Here is an 18,403-nt window from a genome sequence, read left to right as displayed (position 1 = left end):
TATGCATGCTTCGGATCACACGCTGGCCGGCCCTCCGGGCGGCATCGGCGAAGGCGCTGCCAATACGGCGGGCAGGCTGCGTCCCCACGATTACGTCATCAGCGGCGCCAATCCGCTGGTGGCGGCGGCCAACCCGCTGCTGGACCTGATCCCGCAGATCCGCGCCACGGCGACGCATCCCTCGCCTGCGATGCTGCGCGAGCACCTGCTGGACGAAGTGCGGCAGTTCGAGCTGCGCGCGCAGCAGGCGGGCATCCCCAACGAAACCATACTGGGCGCGCGCTACTGCCTGTGCACGGCGCTGGACGAGGCCGCGGCGCTCACGCCATGGGGCGGGGGCGGCGTGTGGTCCGCGCACAGCCTGCTGGTCACGTTCCACAACGAGACCTGGGGCGGAGAAAAGTTCTTCCAGCTGCTGGCCAAGCTGTCGCAGAACCCCGGGCAGCACCTGGATCTGCTGGAGTTGCTGTATTACTGCCTGCTGCTGGGCTTCGAAGGGCGCTACCGCGTGATCGACAACGGCCGCTCGCAGCTGGAAACGCTGCGCCAGCGCCTCTTGCGCATCCTGCGCGGCGCGCGCGGCGATTATCCGCTGGCGCTGTCTCCGCATTGGCGCGACGAGCCGGCGCAGACGCCATTGCGCCGCCTGCCCGTGCCGCTGTGGGTGTTCGGCGCGTTGGCAGCCGTCCTGGCGCTGGCCCTGTACTGGGGCCTGGGCTGGCGTCTGGGCAGCGAGTCCGACGGCGTGTTCGCGTCCATCGCCAAGCTGCGTCCGCCCACGGTGCAGATCGCCCCGACCGCCGTGAAGCGGCCCGCGCCGGCGCCGCGGCTGGCGGTGTTCCTGGCGCCCGAGATCCGCGACCAGTTGGTCACCGTGCGCGATGAGGTGGACCGCAGCGTGGTGGTGCTGCGAGGCGACGGCGTATTCGAATCTGGCGCCAGTTCCGTGCGCGACCAGTACCTGCCGGTACTGTCGCGCGTGGCCGATGCCTTGCGCGAGACGCAGGGCAGCATCCTGGTGCGCGGCTACTCCGACAACACGCCGATGCGCAGCGCACGCTTTCCGTCCAACTGGCATTTGTCGCAGGCGCGCGCGGATGCGGTCAAGGACATGCTGGAGCAACGCCTGGGCCAGACGGCCCGCGTGCGCGCGGAAGGGCGCGGCGACGCTGATCCGGTGGCGCCCAATGACACGGCCGCGGGCCGCGCGCTGAACCGGCGGGTGGAGATCACGGTGCTGGTGCCGCCGGTGGCGCACGAGCAGGGAGGACAGGAATGATCTACAGGCTGTTCGGATGGTTCTTCAGCCGCCGCGTGTGGAACTTCCTGGGGCTGGTGGCCCTGGCGGTGCTGATCTGGATCGCGGGGCCGCTCATCGCCATCGGCACGGTGCGCCCGCTGGAAAGCGAAACGGTGCGCATCGCCGTCATCGTGGCGATGTTCGCGATCTGGCTGCTGCGGCTGTTGTGGCGCAAATGGCGCGAAGGGCGCTTGAACGCGCAGCTGCTGAGCCAGTTGCGGCGGCCCCGGCCCAAGGCGGAAAAGCCGCTGGAGGAAGCCGCCGGCAACGACGAGATACGCCAGCTGGAGGCGCGCTTTCACGAGGCCGTGGAACTGCTGCGCAAGACCCGCTTCGAGAGCCGCGGCAGGCGCGGCGCGCTGGACCGGTTCTCCAAGCAGTACCTGTATCAGCTGCCCTGGTACGTGATCATCGGCGCGCCGGGCGCGGGCAAGACCACCGCGCTGGTGAATTCAGGCTTGAACTTTCCTCTGGCCGAACGCTACGGCAAGGTGGCCTTGCGCGGCGTGGGCGGCACGCGCAATTGCGACTGGTGGTTCACTGACGATGCCGTGTTGCTGGACACGGCGGGGCGCTACACCACGCACGAAAGCGATCCGACCGGCGACGAAGAAGAGTGGCGCGGCTTTCTCGGCCTGCTGTCCAAGTACCGCGGCCGCCAGCCCATCAACGGCGCCATGCTCACTGTCAGCGTCGAAGACCTGCTGTCGGCGTCGGATGCGGAACGGGCGCAGCATGCGGCAGTGCTGCGACGCCGCCTGCAGGAATTGCGCGAGCAGCTGGGCATCGCATTCCCGGTGTATGTGCTGGTGACCAAGACGGATCTGCTGTCCGGTTTCGAAGAGTACTTCGCTTCCTTTACCCGAGAGGAGCTGGCGCAGATCTGGGGCTTTACCTTGCCGTATGCGCGCGCGCAGGAGCCGGGTTTCGACCTGTATGAAGCCTTTCACGAAGAGTATGCGCTGTTGCAGCGGCGGTTGGATGACGCCTTGCCTGAAGTGGTGGCGGCCGAGAGCGATCCTGCGCGGCGCGCGCTTGCCTACATGTTGCCGCAGCAGTTCGCGGGCCTGCAGGCCATCCTGGGCCATTTCCTGAGCGATGTGTTCGCGACTTCGAAGTTCGAGGCGCGGGTCATTCCGCGAGGCGTCTACTTCACCAGCGGCACGCAGGGCGGAGAGACCTTCGACCAGGTGACTGGCCATCTGAAGCGCTACCTGCGCATCGACGGCGGCGCCGCGCCCGCGGCCAGCGTGCCGGGCGAGGCGGAAGGACGCAGCTACTTCCTGAAGAACCTGCTGCAGGACGTCATCTTCCGCGAGGCCGGCCTGGCCAGCCGCAACCTGCGTTGGGAACGCCGCTATCGGCAGTTGCACTGGGCGGGGTACGGCCTGGTGACAGCGGCCTTCCTGGCCTTGGTCGCGGGTTGGACGATGAGCTATCGCAACAACGCCGATTACGTGGAAGAGGTGGCGCGGCGGGTGCCGGCGGTGGAGAAGCTGAGCCGCGACATCAAGATCACGCGCACCGGCGACCTGCTGGGGCTGATGCCCTTCCTGGACAGCCTCTGGTACCTGCCCCAGCACGAGGGCTTCGAGATCGACAATCCGCCCCTGAGCTATCGCTATGGCCTCTACCAGGGCCAGAAGCTGCGGGCGGCGGCGCAGGGCGTGTACGGCAACACGCTGGACCAGGTGCTGCTGCCGCAGGTGGCGCGGCGCGTCGAGACCGCCCTGCGCGACGCCTCGGCCAGCGACCTGGAGTATTCCTACGAGGCGCTGCGGGCCTATCTGATGCTGTACGAGGCCGAACGCTACGACGCGGAGTTCATGCATGCGTGGCTGCTCTCGGACATGCAGGCCACCCTGCCTGAAGGCTACACGCGGCGCCAGTATGAGCAGCTGTCGCTGCACCTGCGCAACCTGACGCAGAGCCACGTGCTTGCATCGCCGTTTCCCAAGGACGACGCGCTGGTGGCCCAGGCGCGCGAGAAGCTGGCGCGCTACACGCTGGCGCAACGCGCCTACAGCCGGCTGCGCCGCACCCTGGCCAACGCCGACGCGGCGCCCGAGATCACGGTGGTGACGCTGGGCGGCGCGCAGGCCAGCGCCGTCTTCGTGCGCAAGAGCGGTAAGCCGTTGAGCCAGGGCATTCCCGCGCTCTACAGCTATCGCGGCTATTGGGACGTGTTCAACAAGCGCGTGACCGGCGTGGCCGAGGTGCTGCGTTCGGATGATGCGTGGATCCTGAACATCCCGTTGCGCAGCCAGCTGGACCAGACGGCGCAACGCCAGCTGGTGGTCGACATCAAGCGCTTGTACATGAACGACTACGTGGCGCAGTGGGACGGCTATCTGAACGATATGCAGCTGGCGCCCAGCAAGTCGCTGCTGCAGAACATCCAGATGGCGCGCACCTTGTCCGCGCCGGAGTCTCCGCTGGTGCAGCTGGTGCGCGGCGTTGCGCGCGAGACCTCCTTGCTGCGCGATACCGGCAAGGATGACCGCTCGCTGGTGGACCAGGCGCGCGACCGCGTCAGCAGCACGCGCGAGGCGCTGGAGCAGATGTTCGGGCCAACCGGGCCCGGCGCGGCCATGCGGGCCGACGCCACCGACGAGAAGCTGGAGCGCATCGTGGACCAGCATTTCGAGCCGTACCGCCGGCTGGCCGAAGGCGAGGGCGCGGCGGCCGGCGCCACCTCGCCGATCGCAGCCACCACCGGCCTCATCAACGAGCTCTATACCTATCTGACGGCGGCGGATGCGGCCTTGCGCAGCGGCAGCCCCGCACCCAGCTCGGATTCCGTGACCAAGCTGAGGGCCGAGGCGGGCCGCTTGCCAGGGCCGCTGCGCGACGTGCTCAACTCGCTGTCGGTGAACGCGTCCGGCGAGGTGTCCGACGTGGCCCGCGCGCGCATGGGCGAGACCGTGTCCGCCACCATCGGCATGTTCTGCGGCCAGTCCGTGGCCGGACGCTATCCGTTTTCGAGCCGTTCGGCGCGCGACGTGGCGCCCAACGATATGGCGCGGCTGTTCGGGCCCAATGGCCTGATGGACGACTTCTTCCAGAAGAACCTGGCGAACCAGATCGACGTTTCCGGACAGCGCTGGCGCTTCAAGCCCGGCATCGACGGCAAGTCGGGGGAGAACTCCACCACGCTGGACGCGTTCCAGCGCGCGGGCGTGATCCGCGACGTGTATTTCATGGCGGGCAATCCCATGCCCTCGTATCGGGTGGCCATCAGGCCCGTGGAAATGGACGCGGGCATTACCCAGTTCGTGATGGACGTGGATGGCCAGGCGGTGCGCTACGCGCATGGTCCGCAGGTGGCGACCACGGTGCAGTGGCCCGGTCCGCGCGGCAGCAACCAGGTGCGCATCGAGCTCACGCCGCAGGTCGGCGCGGCTGGCATGACCACGTCGGGCCCCTGGGCGCTGAACCGCATGCTGGACCGCGCCCAGCTGCGACGGGGGGCCACGCCGGAGGTCACGCTGGCCACATTCGATCTGGGCGGGCGCAAGGTGGTGCTGGAGATCACCGCCAGCAGCGTCAAGAGCCCTTTCCATCTGGCCGAGATGCAGGCGTTCGCCTGCCCGGGCGCGTCGTGAACAGGACATGGACATGGAGCTAGCAGTGGAGCGTGGGCGTGTGGGCTGGTACGGCAAGATTCCGGCGGCGGGCGACTTCGTGCACCGACGCCTGCCGCGCGAGCTGATCACCTGGTGGGACCGCTGGCTGCAGTTCGGGCTGGCGGCGCTGAAGCAGGCGCCGGACGTCAATGCCGCGCGCGGCTTCGCGTCGGCGCCCATCTGGAATTTCGCGATTCCCGCAGGACCCGGCGCGGGTGTCGCACAGCTGGGCTGCATCACGCCCAGCCGCGACCGGGTGGGCCGGGGCTACCCGCTGTGCGTGGTCATGGCCGTACCGCCCGCGCAGTACCACAGCAGCATCCTGGATGGCGCCAGCGACTACTACCGGCAGATCGGCGCCAGCATGCTGGCGGCGGTGCGCCATGGCTGCCCGGCGGAGCAGTTCGACCGCAGCCTGCAGCAGGTGCGTACGCCTGCCGCAGCGCCGGGCGCCGCCGCGCCGGGCGCCGCCGCGCCGCGCGGCGGCAGCGACATCATGGACATCCTGAGCGCCGGCCGCGAGCAGGATTCCGCGCCGCTGGCGCGCCGTGCGCTGGGCGCCTGGCCCGACCTGCCGTTCTGCTTCAACCCCAGTTCCCACACCAGCTATTGGTGGACCAACCAGGCGGACGGCGCGGCCTTGCAGACCTACATCCATGGCGGCGCGCTGAACGCGACGCTGTTCGCCAGGCTGTTCTCATCCCTGCCGACCTGGCATCCCTGAATCTGCCGGAGGACCGCGCATGCTACGAACTTCAGCTGTGCCGCCTGGACCGGGCGCGGGGGGCTTCCCGGCCGCGCCAGATGTGGAGCGCCTGGACGATATCCTGCGCCTGCCGCCCGGGCGGCTGCGTGAACAGGAGATCCTGCGAGTGGTGGCCGGCCTGTCCGCGTCCCTGGCCGCCATGCACGAAGGCGGCCGGGCGCATGGCGGCATTTGCCCAGATGCCGTGGTCCGCGACGGGCAGGGTTTTGCCGTCCTGGCGCCGCCTTTCGATGTGGCGCCCGATGACGAAGACGCAGCGCGACATGCCGGTTACGCCGCGTTCGAACAGTACACGGACGATCCGGGGCATTCTTGCGGCCCCTGGACGGACGTGTACGGGCTGGCGGCGCTGGCGTACTTCCTGGCGACGGGCGCGGCCCCTCCAGGCGCGCTGGCGCGCCGTGTACGCGACGATTGCCCGCCTCTGGATGAGTGGCATCCGGGAGCCTATCGGGCGGCCTTCTGCGCCGCCGTGGACGAGGGCCTGGCGATGGAGGCGCAGGCGAGACCGCGGACAGCCGCGGCGCTTGCTGCGGCGATGGGCGTGATCCCGCCGGCGGTGCCGGCTCCTGCGGCGGTTTCTGTGGCCGCTCCTGTGGAGGATCCGGAGCCGGACATGACCGCGCCTTCCTTGATGATGGAGACGCCCGCCGGCGACTTTGCCGATCCGCCGCCGGCCGCCGCTCGCCTGACCGCGATGCGGCCGGAACACCCGACGCGCGCGCGGCGCATGCTGCCGCTTGCCGTGGCGGGCCTTTTGCTGCTCGCGGCGGGGGGATATGCATGGCTGCGGCCGGCACAGCCGCCGGTGGAGCTGGCTGGCGTGGCGCCGCCTCAAGCTCAGCCGCAACCCCAGCCCCAATCGGAGCCACCGTCCCAACCGCTGCCGCAACCCCTGCCGCCGTCGGAACCACAGCCGCCGTCGGAACCACAGCCGCAACCCGCGCCCGCGCCGACTCCACCGACCCTGCCGGATTCCTCCGCCGCGGCCCTACCAGCCTCGCCGCCGCAGGCCGCAGCCACTGGCTCCACCATGCCGTCCGCCAGCCCGAAGCCAGATAGCGCCCCTGAGCCTGAAGCCGCGGCAGCCCCCGCCGCGTCAGAGCCCGCCGCGCCCGCGACGCCGCCGCCTCAGGCGGCGCCTGTCACGGTGCGCGTGGCCGTGCGTCCGTGGGGAGAGGTGGTGGTCAATGGCCGCTCGCGCGGCGTCAGCCCGCCGCTGCGCGAACTGTCCCTGCCGCCAGGCCGTTACCAGGTGACGGTGCGCAACGCATCAGCGGGCGATTACCGCATGACCCTGACAGTAGCGCCGGGCCGGCCGGCTTCCATCACGCATGAGTTCGAGTGAAATGAGCGGCATCGCGCCCATATGCGGCGTGCGGTCCGCGCCGCGGATGGCGGCAGCCCCTCAGGGCAGCGTGGATTCGCCCTTGAGCAGGTCGTCCAGCGTTTCGCGCTGGCGCACGACGTAGTGCTTGTCACCGTCGACCATGGCTTCGGCCGCGCGGGGGCGGGCGTTGTAATTGCTGGCCATGGCCATGCTGTAGGCGCCCGCGGACTCCACCGCCAGCAGGTCGCCCTGTTGGAGAGCAAGCTTGCGCTGCCGGGCCAGCCAGTCGGCGCTTTCGCAGACCGGGCCGACGATGTCGTATAGGGTTTCGTCGCCCGCGCGCGGATGCACGGGGCGCACGCTGTGGAAGGCTTCGTATAGCGCGGGACGCAGCAGGTCGTTCATGGCGGCGTCGACGATGGCGAAGTTGCGCGCTTCCGAGTGCTTCAGGTACTGGACCCGCGTGAGCAGCACGCCGGCGTTGCCCACCAGCGAGCGGCCGGGCTCCAGCACCAGGTGCAGATGGCCGAAGCCGCGCGCGTTCAGGCGTTCGAAGACACGGTCCAGCAAGGCCTGGGGCGAGGGCGGGATCTCATCCGTATAGCGGATGCCCAGGCCGCCGCCCAGGTCCAGATGGACGATCCGGATGCCGGCCTGATCCAGCTTTTCGATCAGGTCCAGCAGCTTTTCCAGCGCGTCGAAATAGGGACTGATGTCGGTGAGCTGCGAACCGATGTGGCAGTCCACGCCCACGATTTCCAGGGCCGGCAGCGACTGGGCCAGGCGGTAGACGTCCAGCGCCGATTCGATGGCGATGCCGAACTTGTTTTCCTTCAGGCCGGTGGAGATGTATGGATGCGTCTGCGCATCCACGTCCGGATTCACCCGCAGCGAAACGGGCGCGCGCAGACCCATGTCATGCGCGATTTCCGACAGCCGGCGCAGTTCGGCTTCGGACTCGACGTTGAAGCACTTGACCTTGGCGGCCAGCGCGGCGCGCATTTCCCAGGCCTGCTTGCCCACACCGGAAAACACGATCCTGGACGGGTCCGCACCGGCCGCCAGGGCGCGCTTGAGCTCGCCGCCGGAAACGATGTCGAAGCCCGCGCCCAGGCGCGCGAATTCCTTCAGGACGGCCAGGTTGGAATTGGCCTTCATGCCGTAGCAGACCAGCACCGGATGCTGGCCGACGGCTTTGCGGTAGGATTCCCAGGCAGCCTTGAGCGCGGCGCGCGAGTAAACGTACAGCGGCGTGCCCAGCTTTTCGGCCAGGTGATCCAGCGGCACGTCCTCGGCGTACAGGACATTGTTGCGGAACTGGAAGTACGGATGACCGGCCAGTTCAGGCTGCGCGGGGAATCGGGGTGTCATGGAATGGACTGCACCGGCGGGATGGCCGTCGGTTGCGGCTGCGGCTGCGTGCGCGAGGGCGGCTTGCCGTCCGGCGTCGGCATGTACAAGGGGCCCTTATACCCGCAGGCGGCAACCATGCCGGTCGCCAGCAGCGTGGCTACAATGCGAAGGACCATGCGGCGAAATGCCAAGTGGAACACTGGGAACTCCTAAATCTTGCAGGCTCGATTATGACCGAAACCGAATTTCTTGCGTTGATCGACCAGGTGCTGAACAGCATCGAAAGCCAGGCCGATGACTGGGCGGCTTCGCTCGATGTCGACGTCGAAACCAGCCGCAGCGGCAATGTGCTGACGATGGTTTTCGAGGACAACACCCATGTGGTGGTGAACAGCCAGGCTGCCATGCAGGAGCTGTGGGTCGCGGCGCGCAGCGGCGGCTTTCACTACCGCTACGATGGCCAGCACTGGAACGATACCCGAGGCGGCCCGCAGTTGCCGGATGCCCTGTCGCAGATCTGTTCCGCGGCAGCCGGCGTACCCGTGACGATACGCCTGTAAAACGTCAGCTTCAGGCGAAAAAAAGGCCGGCCCCATGGGGCCGGCCTTGTCATTTGCGCGTCAGAACGGAATCTTCTGGGACCAGGGCGTGTTGCCTTGCGTACCTACGCCCGGCGCCACCTTGATCCGGGTTTCCTCGCTGGTGCTGCCGTTCAGGCCATTGAGGAACTCACCCAGCGTGTCGGCCTCGGGCAAGCCCAGGCGCGCCACCGCTTGTCCGGGCGGGAATTCGGAGAAGTAGAACTCGCCGTTTTCGACCAGCAGGCCATCGGGGCGGGGACGCGGCTTCTCTTCGGGCACGCCCTTGAGGACCGTCTGCATGTAATCGACCCAGATCGGCATGGCGACGCCGCCGCCGGTTTCGCGCGAACCCAGGGACTTGGGCTGGTCAAAGCCCAGCCACGCGGTGGCGACCAGCGACGGGGTGTAGCCGGAGAACCAGGCGTCCACCGATTCGTTGGTGGTGCCGGTCTTGCCTGCGATGTCGTTGCGCTTGAGCAGGACGCGGGCGCGCGCTGCGGTGCCGTAGGTGGCCACGCCGCGCAGGATGTCGTCCATGACCCAGGCCGTGCGCGGATCGATGGCGCGGGCCGCGGCGTCGCCGGCCACGACCGGCTTGGACTGCATGATGACCTTGCCGCTGCTGTCGGTGACGCGGTCGATCAGGTAGGGCGTGACGCGGTAGCCGCCATTGGCGAACACCGAGAAGGCGCCGGCCAGCTGCAAGGGCGTGACCGAGCCCGCGCCCAGCGCCAGCGGCAACACGGCGGGCTGGCGGGCCTTGTCGAAGCCGAAGCGGGTCAGGTAGTCCTGCGCGTACTGCGGGCCGATGGCCTGCAGGATACGGATCGACACCATGTTCTTGGACTTGTACAGGCCCTGGCGCAGGGTCAGCATGGGTTCGTACTGGTTGCCGTAGTTCTTCGGGTTCCAGGCCTTGGAGCCGGTCTGCGCGGCCGTCAGTTCGAAGGGCTGGTCCGAGATCTGCGTGCCCGGGGTCAGGCCGCGTTCCAGCGAAGCGGCGTAGATGAAGGGCTTGATGTTCGAACCCGGCTGGCGCCAGGCTTGCGTCACCCGGTTGAAGTTGCCGCGGTAGAAGTCAAAGCCGCCGACCATGGCGCGGATGGCGCCATCTTGCGGCGACAGCGCCACGAAGGCCGCCTGCACCGAAGGCAGGTTGATGATTTCCCAGTTGTCGCCGAACTTGCGGATGTAGACCACGGAGCCGCGCTTGATGCGCTGCTCGGGCTTGGCCTTGTCGTTCAGCGCGCGCGCCACGACGCCCAGCACCTTCTTGTCGGTGACGGTGATGATCTCGCGCGAGCTGCGCGCCAGCTTCACTTCGGTGGGGCTGGCCGACAGCACCAGCGCCGTCAGCAGGTCGCCGCTGTCGCTGAACTTGTCGAACACGCCGTCCAGGAATTCGTCCAGCGCCTGCGGGTTGTTCTCGGTGCCCGGCGGCAGGTCGAGCTGTTCCTCGGGGCCGGGGTAGGGCGCGCGGCGCGTGTATTCCAGCACGCCTTCGCGCACGGCGCGGTAGGCCGCTTCCTGGTCCTTGGACTGCACGGTGGTGTAGATATTGATGCCGCGCGAATAGACGTTGTCCTGGTACACGTTGAACAACAGCTGGCGTGCCAGTTCCGCCACGTACTCGCCATGGATGGAATAGCCGCCGGCCGGCGTGCCTTCCGCGGACTTCATGACGATGGGCTGGGCCAGCGCCTGCTGGTATTCCGGTTCGGTCAGGTAGCCCAGCGAGTGCATGCGGCCCAGCACGTAGCGCTGGCGCAGCTCGGCGCGCGGGCGGTTGGCGATAGGGTTGAAACGCGAGGGCGCCTTGGGGATGCCGGCCAGCATGGCGGCTTCCGCAGGCGTGACTTCGGACAGGGGCTTGCCGAAGTAGGTGCGCGAGGCGGCCGCGAAACCATAGGCGCGGTGGCCCAGGTAGATCTGGTTCATGTAGAGCTCGAGGATCTGGTCCTTGGTGAGCTCCGACTCGATCTTGAAGGTCAGCAGCAGTTCATAGAACTTGCGCGAATAAGTCTTTTCCGACGACAGGTAGAAGTTGCGCGCCACCTGCATCGTGATGGTGCTGGCGCCCTGCGACTTCGACATGCTGACCAGGTTGGTCAGGCCGGCGCGCGCCACGCCCATCCAGTCGATCCCGCCGTGCTGGTAGAAGCGGTCGTCCTCGGCCGCCAGCACCGCGGACTTCATGACGTCCGGGATTTCGTTGAAGCGCAGCACGTTGCGGCGCTCTTCGCCGAATTCGCCGATCAGGACGCGGTCCGCCGTAAAGACGCGCAGCGGCACCCGGGGGCGGTAGTCCGTCATGGCGTTCAGGTCGGGCAGGTTGGGCCAGGCCAGCGCCAACGCCATCCCAGCCAGCAGCACGCCGCACAGGAACAGGCCGGCAAAGAAAATGCCGGTTTTTACGAAGAATCGCAGTATCGGGGAACCGCTCTTGGCGGGCTTGTCTTTCTTGGAGGAATTCTGGGGCTTGCTCATCGCGGCGATTTTACGGGTATCTCCGGGTCCGTCTTGGCACGGGGCACCGGTTTCTGTAACAAAATCGTTCAGTGTGGTAGGCGGGCAACTGGCGGCTGATGTGATAATGCCGTCATGAACTTTTCCGCTAACTCATGTCCGGAGGCTGACCCGGACCCGGCGTCCTCCTGCGAGACGCCCGAAAACCAGCCTTGCGCGATCGAGTGCACAGGCAAGGCCGCCACGCTGCCGCATGACCTGCCGGTTTTCCTGGTCGGGATGATGGGCGCGGGCAAGACCACCATAGGGCGTGGCCTGGCGCGTGCCCTGGGGCGCGAGTTTATGGACTTGGATCATGAGCTCGAGGCGCGTTGCGGCGTGCGGGTGCCGGTAATCTTCGAAATCGAGGGCGAAGCCGGTTTTCGTCGCCGGGAATCTGCCGCCTTGGAAGAGTGTACCCAACGGCGCAACATAATTCTTGCGACCGGCGGCGGCGCGATCCTGGCGCCGGAAAACCGTCAGCGCCTGCGCGAGCGCGGCATCGTGGTCTACCTGCGCGCCAGCGTGGACGAACTGTTCCGCCGCACCTGCCGCGACCGCAACCGTCCCCTGTTGGCCACGGCCGACCCGCGCGGCACGCTGCGCGACCTCATGACCCTGCGGGAACCCCTCTATAAGGAAGTAGCCGACCTGGTGGTGGAGACGGGCGCCATGCCCATACACACCCTGGTCAAGGCGCTGCTGCCGCAACTGCAAGCCTTCGAGAAGCGCATATGAACGTAGTACACGTGGACACCCCGGGCGGAGCCTACCCGATCCACATCGGCCCCGGCCGCCTGGACGCCCTGGACCAGTGCATCCCCGCCGACGCCACCGCGATCGCCGTGGTGACCAACCCGACCGTCGCCGCCCTGTACGGCGAGCGCGCCGAAGCCGCGCTGGCCCGGACCGGCAAGCGGGTGCTGCGCATCGAATTGCCCGACGGCGAGGCCTATAAGGACTGGCAGTCGCTGAACCTGATCTTCGACGCGCTGCTGGGCAACCGCCTGGACCGCCGCTGCGTGCTGGTGGCGCTGGGCGGCGGCGTCATCGGCGACATGACCGGTTTCGCGGCCGCGGTCTACATGCGCGGCGTGCGCTTCCTGCAGGTGCCCACGACGCTGCTGTCGCAGGTCGATTCGTCGGTGGGCGGCAAGACCGCCGTCAACCATCCGCTGGGCAAGAACATGATCGGCGCGTTCTACCAGCCGGTCGCAGTCGAAATAGACACCGACGTGCTGAACACGCTGCCGGCGCGCGAGGTGTCCGCGGGCCTGGCCGAAGTGATCAAGTACGGCCTGATCCTGGACCCGGAATTCTGGTCCTGGTGCGAGGACAATGCGCAGAAGCTGCGCGAACTGGACCCCGAGGCGGTCGCCTACGCCATCCGCCGCTCCTGCGAACTCAAGGCGCAAGTGGTGGGCAAGGACGAGCGCGAGTCCGGCCTGCGCGCCATCCTCAACCTGGGCCACACCTTCGGCCACGCCATCGAATCCGGCCTGGGCTACGGCGCCTGGCTGCATGGCGAAGCCGTCGGTTGCGGCATGGTGCAGGCTGCCGAGCTGTCGGCCGACGTCGCCGGCTTTGACCGTGCCGACGTGGAGCGCGTGCGCGCGCTGGTGAGCGCCATCGGCTGTCCCGTCGTGGCCCCCGACCTGGGCGCCGACCGCTGGCTGGACCTGATGCAGGTCGACAAGAAGACCGAAGGCGGCTCGATCCGCTACGTGCTCATGACCCGCATCGGCGAGGCCATGATGCGCGCGGCCCCCGACGACGCCGTGCGCGCCGTGCTGGCCCGCACCACCCAATAGCCGTGATGGAGACGGTGTTGCAGATGAAAGAACTGGCTTCCTATGCATCCCATCCGTCTCAATCGCGCGGGCGGACCTATGCCGAGCCGCCGCCGGAAAACCGGACGGAGTTCCAGCGCGACCGCGATCGCATCGTCCATTCCAGCGCCTTCCGGCGCCTGGAATACAAGACCCAGGTCTTCGTGAACCACGAGGGCGACCTGTTCCGCACCCGCCTGACCCACAGCCTGGAAGTGGCCCAGATTGCGCGCACGCTGGCGCGCAGCCTGGGCCTGTCCGAAGACCTGACCGAAGCCATCTCGCTGGCGCACGACCTGGGCCACACGCCGTTCGGTCATGCGGGCCAGGACGAACTCAACGCCTGCATGCGCGAATTGGCGCCGGAGGCGGGCGGCTTCGAGCACAATCTGCAAAGCCTGCGGGTGGTGGACGAACTGGAAGAACGCTACGCGGACTTCAACGGCCTGAACCTGTGCTTCGAAACGCGCGAAGGCATCCTCAAGCATTGTTCGGCCGCGCATGCGCGGCAGCTGGGCGACGTGGGCCAGCGCTTCCTGGACCGCACCCAACCCTCGCTGGAGGCGCAGTTGGCCAACCTGGCGGACGAGGTCGCCTACAACAACCACGACATCGACGACGGCCTGCGCTCGGGCCTGATCACGCTGGAACAGCTGAAGGAAGTGTCGATCTTCGAGCGCCACCACGCCCACGTGCTGGAAAGCTATCCGGGGCTGGCTGCGCGTCGCGCGGTGGCCGAGACCATACGCCGCATGATCAATACGCTGATCGTCGACCTGACGCGGACCTCGTTGGCGCGCATCCGCGAGTTCGCGCCCGCCACTGCCGACGACGTGCGCCGCGCGCCGCCGCTGGCGACCTTTTCGCCCGAGATCCGGAGCGAGGCCGACGCGCTGAAGAAATTCCTGTTCGACAACCTGTACCGCCACTACCGCGTGTTGCGCATGACGACCAAGGCGCGGCGCATCGTGCGCGAGCTGTTCGCGGCTTTCCTGGACGATCCGCGGCTGTTGCCGCCCGACTATCGCCGGCCGGCTTTCAACGAGCAGGCCCGCGCCATCGCCGACTACATCGCGGGCATGACGGACCGCTACGCCATCCGCGAGCACAAGCGCCTGTTCGAGATGGCCTGAGGCCCGCGGGCCTCAGGCTTGCGCCGCGGCCTCAGCCCGCCAGATAGCGCTGCGTCAGCAGCACCCAGTAGGCCGCGCCCACGGGCAGGCTGTGGTCGTTGAAGTCATAGCCCGGGTTGTGCACCATGCAGGCCCCATGCCCGCTGTTGAAGCCTTCCGCCGAGCCATCGCCATTGCCCACCAGCAGGTAGGACCCTGGCACTTCCTCCAGCATGAAGGCGAAGTCCTCGCTGCCGGTCAGCGCGCGGGTCTGGAGTTCCACCTGGTCGGCGCCTACCAGTTCCACCGCCACCTGGCGCGCGAAATCGGTTTCTTCGCGGGTGTTGACCAGCACGGGATAACCGCGGCCGTAGTCGATGGTGGCGCGCACCTGATAGCTGGCCGCCTGGCTGTGGACCAGTTCCGTGATGCGGGCTTGCAGCGTGTCGCGCACGCCGCGGTCCAGCGCGCGCACGCTGAGTTTCAGCGTGGCGGTCTGGGGGATGACGTTGTTGGCTTTGCCCGCGTTGAATGCGCCGACCGTGATCACCGCCATGTGCAGGGGATCGATATTGCGGGCGACGATGCTTTGCAGGCCCAGCACGATGGCCGCGCCAGCCACCACCGGATCGGCGGCGCAATGCGGCATCGCGCCGTGTCCGCCCACGCCTTCCAGCACGATGGTGACATTGTCGGACGAAGCCATCGCGGCGCCGTCGCGCAGCAGCAGGCGGCCTTGCGGATGGCCCGGCATGTTGTGCATGGCGAAGATGGCGTCGCAGGGATACTTGCTGAACAGTCCGTCTTCCATCATGCGCTTGGCGCCGCCCAGGCCTTCCTCGGCGGGCTGGAAGATCAGGTTGAGCGTGCCGTCGAAGTCGCCATGCCTGGCCAGGTGGTGCGCGGCCGCCAGCAGCATGGCGGTGTGGCCGTCGTGGCCGCAGGCGTGCATGACGCCTTCGTTGCAGCTGGCATGTTCCAGGCCCGTCGCTTCCTGGATGGGCAGGGCGTCCATGTCGGCGCGCAGGCCCAGGCGCTTGCCGCCGCTGCCGCGGCGCAACTGCCCCACCACGCCGGTGCCGCCCAGGCCGCGTTCCACTTCATAGCCCCATTGCGTCAGGCACTGCGCCACCAGGTCGCTGGTGCGGAACTCCTGGAAGCCGAGTTCGGGGTGGCGGTGGATGTCGCGGCGGATCGAGACGAATTCGTCGGCCTGGGAGGTCATCGCCTGCAGGATGGGATGCATGTCGGAGAGGTCCTGGAATCGGGTCACTGGTTGCCTGCCAGTTTCACGTGGCTGGAGATTTCGCGGAAGCGCTCGGTCTCGGCGCGGTACATGGCGTCGGCCTGTTCCGCGCTCATGGGGGCGGAGACTTCGATGTTCTGGTGCGCCAGGCTGTCCTTCACCGCCGCATCCTGCATGGCGGCGTTGAGCGCTGCGTTCAGGCGCGCCACCACGTCTTGCGGCGTGTCGCGCTTGACGAAGTAGCCAGTCCAGGTGGTGAAGTTGAAGCCCTTGAGCAGTTGGCCTTCGTTGACCGACGGCACGGTCTTGAGCGCGGGCAACTGGCTGCGCTGCGGGTCCAGGCTGGCCAGCAGCTTGATGCGGCCCTGCTCGGCCAGCGCCACCTGCTGCTGCGACAGCGGCAGGATGGCCAGGTCCACCTGGCCGCCGCCGATGTCCTGCATCAACGGCGCGCCGCCCTTGTAGGGCACATGCATCATGTTGGCGCCGATGGTGCGCGCCATGTGCTCGCCCAGCACGTGGTACAGCGAACCCACGCCCACGCTGCCGAACGTCAGCGGCTGGGTGGCCGAGCGCGAGCGCGCCAGCGTGACCAGCTCGTCGGCATTGTTGGCGGGCAGGTCGGCGCGCGCCACGATCACCAATGGGGCCATGCCGATCATCTGCACCAGGCGGAAATCCTCGCTCTTGAGCTTGACCGCGGGATTGGCAATGGGGGACAGGATCAGCTCGTTGGGCGAGCCCTGGAACAGGTAATAGCCGTCAGCCTTGGCGCCCAGCACCTTCTGCGCGCCCAGCGCGCCGCTCACGCCGCCCAGGTTCTCCACCAGCACGGGCTGGCCCAGCTGCTTGGAGACGGGCGGGGCCACCACGCGGGCGATGGAATCGGACGCGCCGCCGGCCGGGTAGGGCACCATCATCATGACGGGCCGGTCGGGATAGTCTGCGGCCCGGGCGCCCTGGGCCAGCAGCGCCGCGCCCAGCGCCAGTGCACAGCCGGCCAGGCGCAGGCCATTGGAAAGCATGCTCACGAAATTCCCCTTGGAATGATCTAGTCGTGATCCGCATGCTAGGGACAGGCCTCGCTAGTTGTCTAACGAATTGTTATTCTGGAAGCTAGAAAAAAAACTCATACTTAATCGGAACCCGGGCATGAATCTCAAGCAGCTCGAACATCTGCTGGCCGTGGCCGAGGCGGGTTCCTTCAGCCGTGCGGCCGAACGCCTGTACCTGACCCAGTCGGCGCTCAGCCGCAGCATCCGCCTGCTGGAAGAAGACCTGGGCGCGCGCCTGCTGGACCGCATGGGCAAGCGCACGGAGCTGACCCCGCTGGGCCTGACCGTCGCCGGCCGCGCGCGGCGCATCCTGTTCGAATCGGGCGAGCTGCGCCGCAGCGCGGAACTGCTGACCCAGGGCTACCGGGGCAGCATCAGCATCGGATTGGGTTCAGGGCCGGGCGTCATGCTCATGACGCCGCTGCTGGCGCACGTGGCGCAGCACTATCCGCAGTTGCGGCTGGACGTGATGCGCGGCTCGCCCGAGGCCCATCTGGCGCTGTTGCGCCAGCGGCGCCTGGATGCGCTGGTGGTCGATACGCGCGGCATCGTGCCGGCGGCCGACCTGCGCATCGAACCCATCTCGGAAATGCGCGCCGGATTCATCTGCCGCCGCGGCCATCCGCTGGCCCAGGCCGGGCGGCCGGCGCGCTTCGCGGAGGTTGCGGCCTATCCGCTGGCGTCCACGTTTCTCGCAGCGGATACCGTGCGCATCGTGGTCGACCATTTCGGCGTCGAGGCGGATCCGCAGACCGCGATGCGCCTGCGCTGCGATGAAATCGGCAGCGTGCTGGAAGCGGTGCGCGTGTCGGACGCGGTATTCCTGGGCATCGTGGGCGCGGCGCGGGTCGGCATCGCCGCGGGCGAACTGACGGAACTGCCTACCGACCCGCCGCTGCGCAGCCACGCGCTGTTTGCAATGGTGACGCTGACGGGCCGCACCGAGGCGCCGGCGATGGCGCTGGTGCGTGAATTCGTGGCCCAGCGCCTGCGCGATTGAACGCGCCGATTGACGTGCTTCAGCGCTGCTTGCGGTAGGGCTCGTCCTCGGGCACGAAGGTGGCTTCCGCGAGCGCGTCGCGGGTCCATTCCTGCATGGCGGGCAGCGCCAGCACGGCGTCCATGTAGTCGCGCACCGGGCCGGACGCCGCGATGCCATAGGTCGTGAAGCGCGAGACCACCGGCGCGAAGAAGGCGTCGGCGATCGAGAACTCGCCGAACAGGAACGGCCCGCCCTGGCCGAATGCCGCGCGCGTGTCGCGCCAGATCGCTTGCAGGCGCTCGATGTCCTGTTGCGCGGCCGCAGGAAAGTCGATGCCGGGCAGGTGCGCTTCGACGTTCATGGGCAGCGCCTGGCGCATCGCGCCAAAGCCGCTGTGCATCTGCGCGGTGAGCGACCGCGCGCGGGCCCGGGCGCGCGCGTCCTGGGGCCACAGGCGGGCTTCGGGATGGCGTTCGGCCAGGTACTCGCAGATCGCCAGCGTGTCCCAGATCGCGAACTCGCCATCCAGCAGCACCGGAACCAGCCCCGCGGGCGACACCGCGCCCACGCGGCGCGAGAATTCCTCGGTGAAGAAGCCGAGCTTCTGCTCGGTAAAGGGTATGCCTGCGGCGCGCAAGGCGATCCACGGCCGCAGGGACCAGGACGAGTAGTTCTTGTTGCCGATGATCAAGGTGTACATGCCGCGATCCTTCCTAGC

At 68.0% G+C, this 18,403-nt stretch carries 15 protein-coding genes; 9 read left to right on the top strand and 6 right to left on the bottom strand.

The genetic code is table 11. The features are described from left to right. Position 1 precedes the first annotated feature (1 nt). The 4 genes from DXK93_RS07280 to DXK93_RS07265 are packed head-to-tail and all read left to right on the top strand — an operon-like array spanning position 2 to position 7,040. Positions 2-1,279: a DotU family type VI secretion system protein gene (locus DXK93_RS07280; protein WP_054457200.1), complete on the top strand. Its 1,278-nt coding sequence runs from the start codon at positions 2-4 to the stop codon at positions 1,277-1,279. Further along, on the top strand, positions 1,276-4,905 hold the full coding sequence (gene tssM / locus DXK93_RS07275) for a type VI secretion system membrane subunit TssM (protein WP_054457198.1): 3,630 nt from the start codon (positions 1,276-1,278) through the stop codon (positions 4,903-4,905). The genes DXK93_RS07280 and tssM overlap by 4 nt, the downstream gene beginning before the upstream one ends. 13 nt (positions 4,906-4,918) lie before the next feature. Then, complete coding sequence (gene tagF, locus DXK93_RS07270; protein WP_119449920.1) at positions 4,919-5,650, top strand: type VI secretion system-associated protein TagF; 732 nt, start codon at positions 4,919-4,921, stop codon at positions 5,648-5,650. Between the two features lie 19 nt (positions 5,651-5,669). Continuing rightward, the gene (locus DXK93_RS07265; RefSeq protein WP_147400226.1) at positions 5,670-7,040 is read left to right on the top strand and encodes a hypothetical protein; all 1,371 of its coding nucleotides are present in this window, start codon (positions 5,670-5,672) and stop codon (positions 7,038-7,040) included. 60 nt (positions 7,041-7,100) lie between these two features. On the opposite strand, the gene lysA is transcribed toward DXK93_RS07265, so the two are convergent. Both lysA and DXK93_RS07255 read right to left on the bottom strand, forming a co-directional pair. Continuing rightward, a complete protein-coding gene (gene lysA / locus DXK93_RS07260) occupies positions 7,101-8,393 on the bottom strand; it encodes a diaminopimelate decarboxylase (RefSeq protein WP_119449727.1) in 1,293 nt (430 codons plus the stop codon). Then, positions 8,390-8,551: a lipoprotein gene (locus DXK93_RS07255; RefSeq protein ID WP_225589042.1), complete on the bottom strand. Its 162-nt coding sequence runs from the start codon at positions 8,549-8,551 to the stop codon at positions 8,390-8,392. The genes lysA and DXK93_RS07255 overlap by 4 nt, the downstream gene beginning before the upstream one ends. Before the next feature lie 54 nt (positions 8,552-8,605). Between DXK93_RS07255 and cyaY the strand changes: the two genes are divergently transcribed. Further along, positions 8,606-8,935, top strand: coding sequence for an iron donor protein CyaY (gene cyaY / locus DXK93_RS07250; RefSeq protein WP_013396958.1), 330 nt, complete (start codon positions 8,606-8,608; stop codon positions 8,933-8,935). Positions 8,936-8,995: 60 nt separating this feature from the next. On the opposite strand, the gene DXK93_RS07245 is transcribed toward cyaY, so the two are convergent. Beyond that, positions 8,996-11,443: a penicillin-binding protein 1A gene (locus tag DXK93_RS07245; RefSeq protein WP_054457191.1), complete on the bottom strand. Its 2,448-nt coding sequence runs from the start codon at positions 11,441-11,443 to the stop codon at positions 8,996-8,998. A gap of 114 nt (positions 11,444-11,557) precedes the next feature. On the opposite strand from DXK93_RS07245, the gene DXK93_RS07240 reads away from it, so the two are divergent. From DXK93_RS07240 to DXK93_RS07230, 3 genes are read left to right on the top strand one after another with little or no spacing between them, the layout of a single operon-like run. Further along, positions 11,558-12,199: a shikimate kinase gene (locus DXK93_RS07240; protein ID WP_054457189.1), complete on the top strand. Its 642-nt coding sequence runs from the start codon at positions 11,558-11,560 to the stop codon at positions 12,197-12,199. Beyond that, entirely contained in the window at positions 12,196-13,272 is a 1,077-nt protein-coding gene (gene aroB / locus DXK93_RS07235) for a 3-dehydroquinate synthase (protein ID WP_119449725.1), read from the top strand. The genes DXK93_RS07240 and aroB overlap by 4 nt, the downstream gene beginning before the upstream one ends. A gap of 23 nt (positions 13,273-13,295) precedes the next feature. Further along, entirely contained in the window at positions 13,296-14,423 is a 1,128-nt protein-coding gene (locus DXK93_RS07230) for a deoxyguanosinetriphosphate triphosphohydrolase (protein ID WP_175181583.1), read from the top strand. A gap of 31 nt (positions 14,424-14,454) precedes the next feature. Here the strand turns inward: DXK93_RS07230 and DXK93_RS07225 are convergent, their stop codons facing one another. Beyond that, on the bottom strand, positions 14,455-15,648 hold the full coding sequence (locus tag DXK93_RS07225; RefSeq protein WP_119449723.1) for a M20 aminoacylase family protein: 1,194 nt from the start codon (positions 15,646-15,648) through the stop codon (positions 14,455-14,457). Between the two features lie 23 nt (positions 15,649-15,671). Continuing rightward, positions 15,672-16,673 carry a tripartite tricarboxylate transporter substrate binding protein gene (locus DXK93_RS07220; RefSeq protein ID WP_054457183.1) on the bottom strand — a complete coding sequence of 334 codons (1,002 nt, stop codon included), beginning with the start codon at positions 16,671-16,673 and terminating at the stop codon, positions 15,672-15,674. 127 nt (positions 16,674-16,800) lie between these two features. Between DXK93_RS07220 and DXK93_RS07215 the strand changes: the two genes are divergently transcribed. Next, positions 16,801-17,703, top strand: a complete 903-nt coding sequence (locus tag DXK93_RS07215) for a LysR family transcriptional regulator (protein ID WP_119449722.1) — start codon at positions 16,801-16,803, stop codon at positions 17,701-17,703. Positions 17,704-17,722: 19 nt separating this feature from the next. Here DXK93_RS07215 and DXK93_RS07210 read toward each other — a convergent pair whose 3' ends face one another. Further along, positions 17,723-18,385 (bottom strand): glutathione S-transferase family protein, encoded by a 663-nt coding sequence (locus DXK93_RS07210; protein WP_054457179.1) that lies wholly within the window; start codon positions 18,383-18,385, stop codon positions 17,723-17,725. Positions 18,386-18,403: the final 18 nt, after the last annotated feature.

This window comes from Achromobacter sp. K91 (assembly GCF_003576205.1).
Classification (GTDB): Bacteria; Pseudomonadota; Gammaproteobacteria; order Burkholderiales; family Burkholderiaceae_B; genus Achromobacter; species Achromobacter aegrifaciens.
The sequence above is the reverse complement of the archived record's forward strand: the minus strand, read 5'-3'. Positions and strand labels throughout refer to the sequence as shown.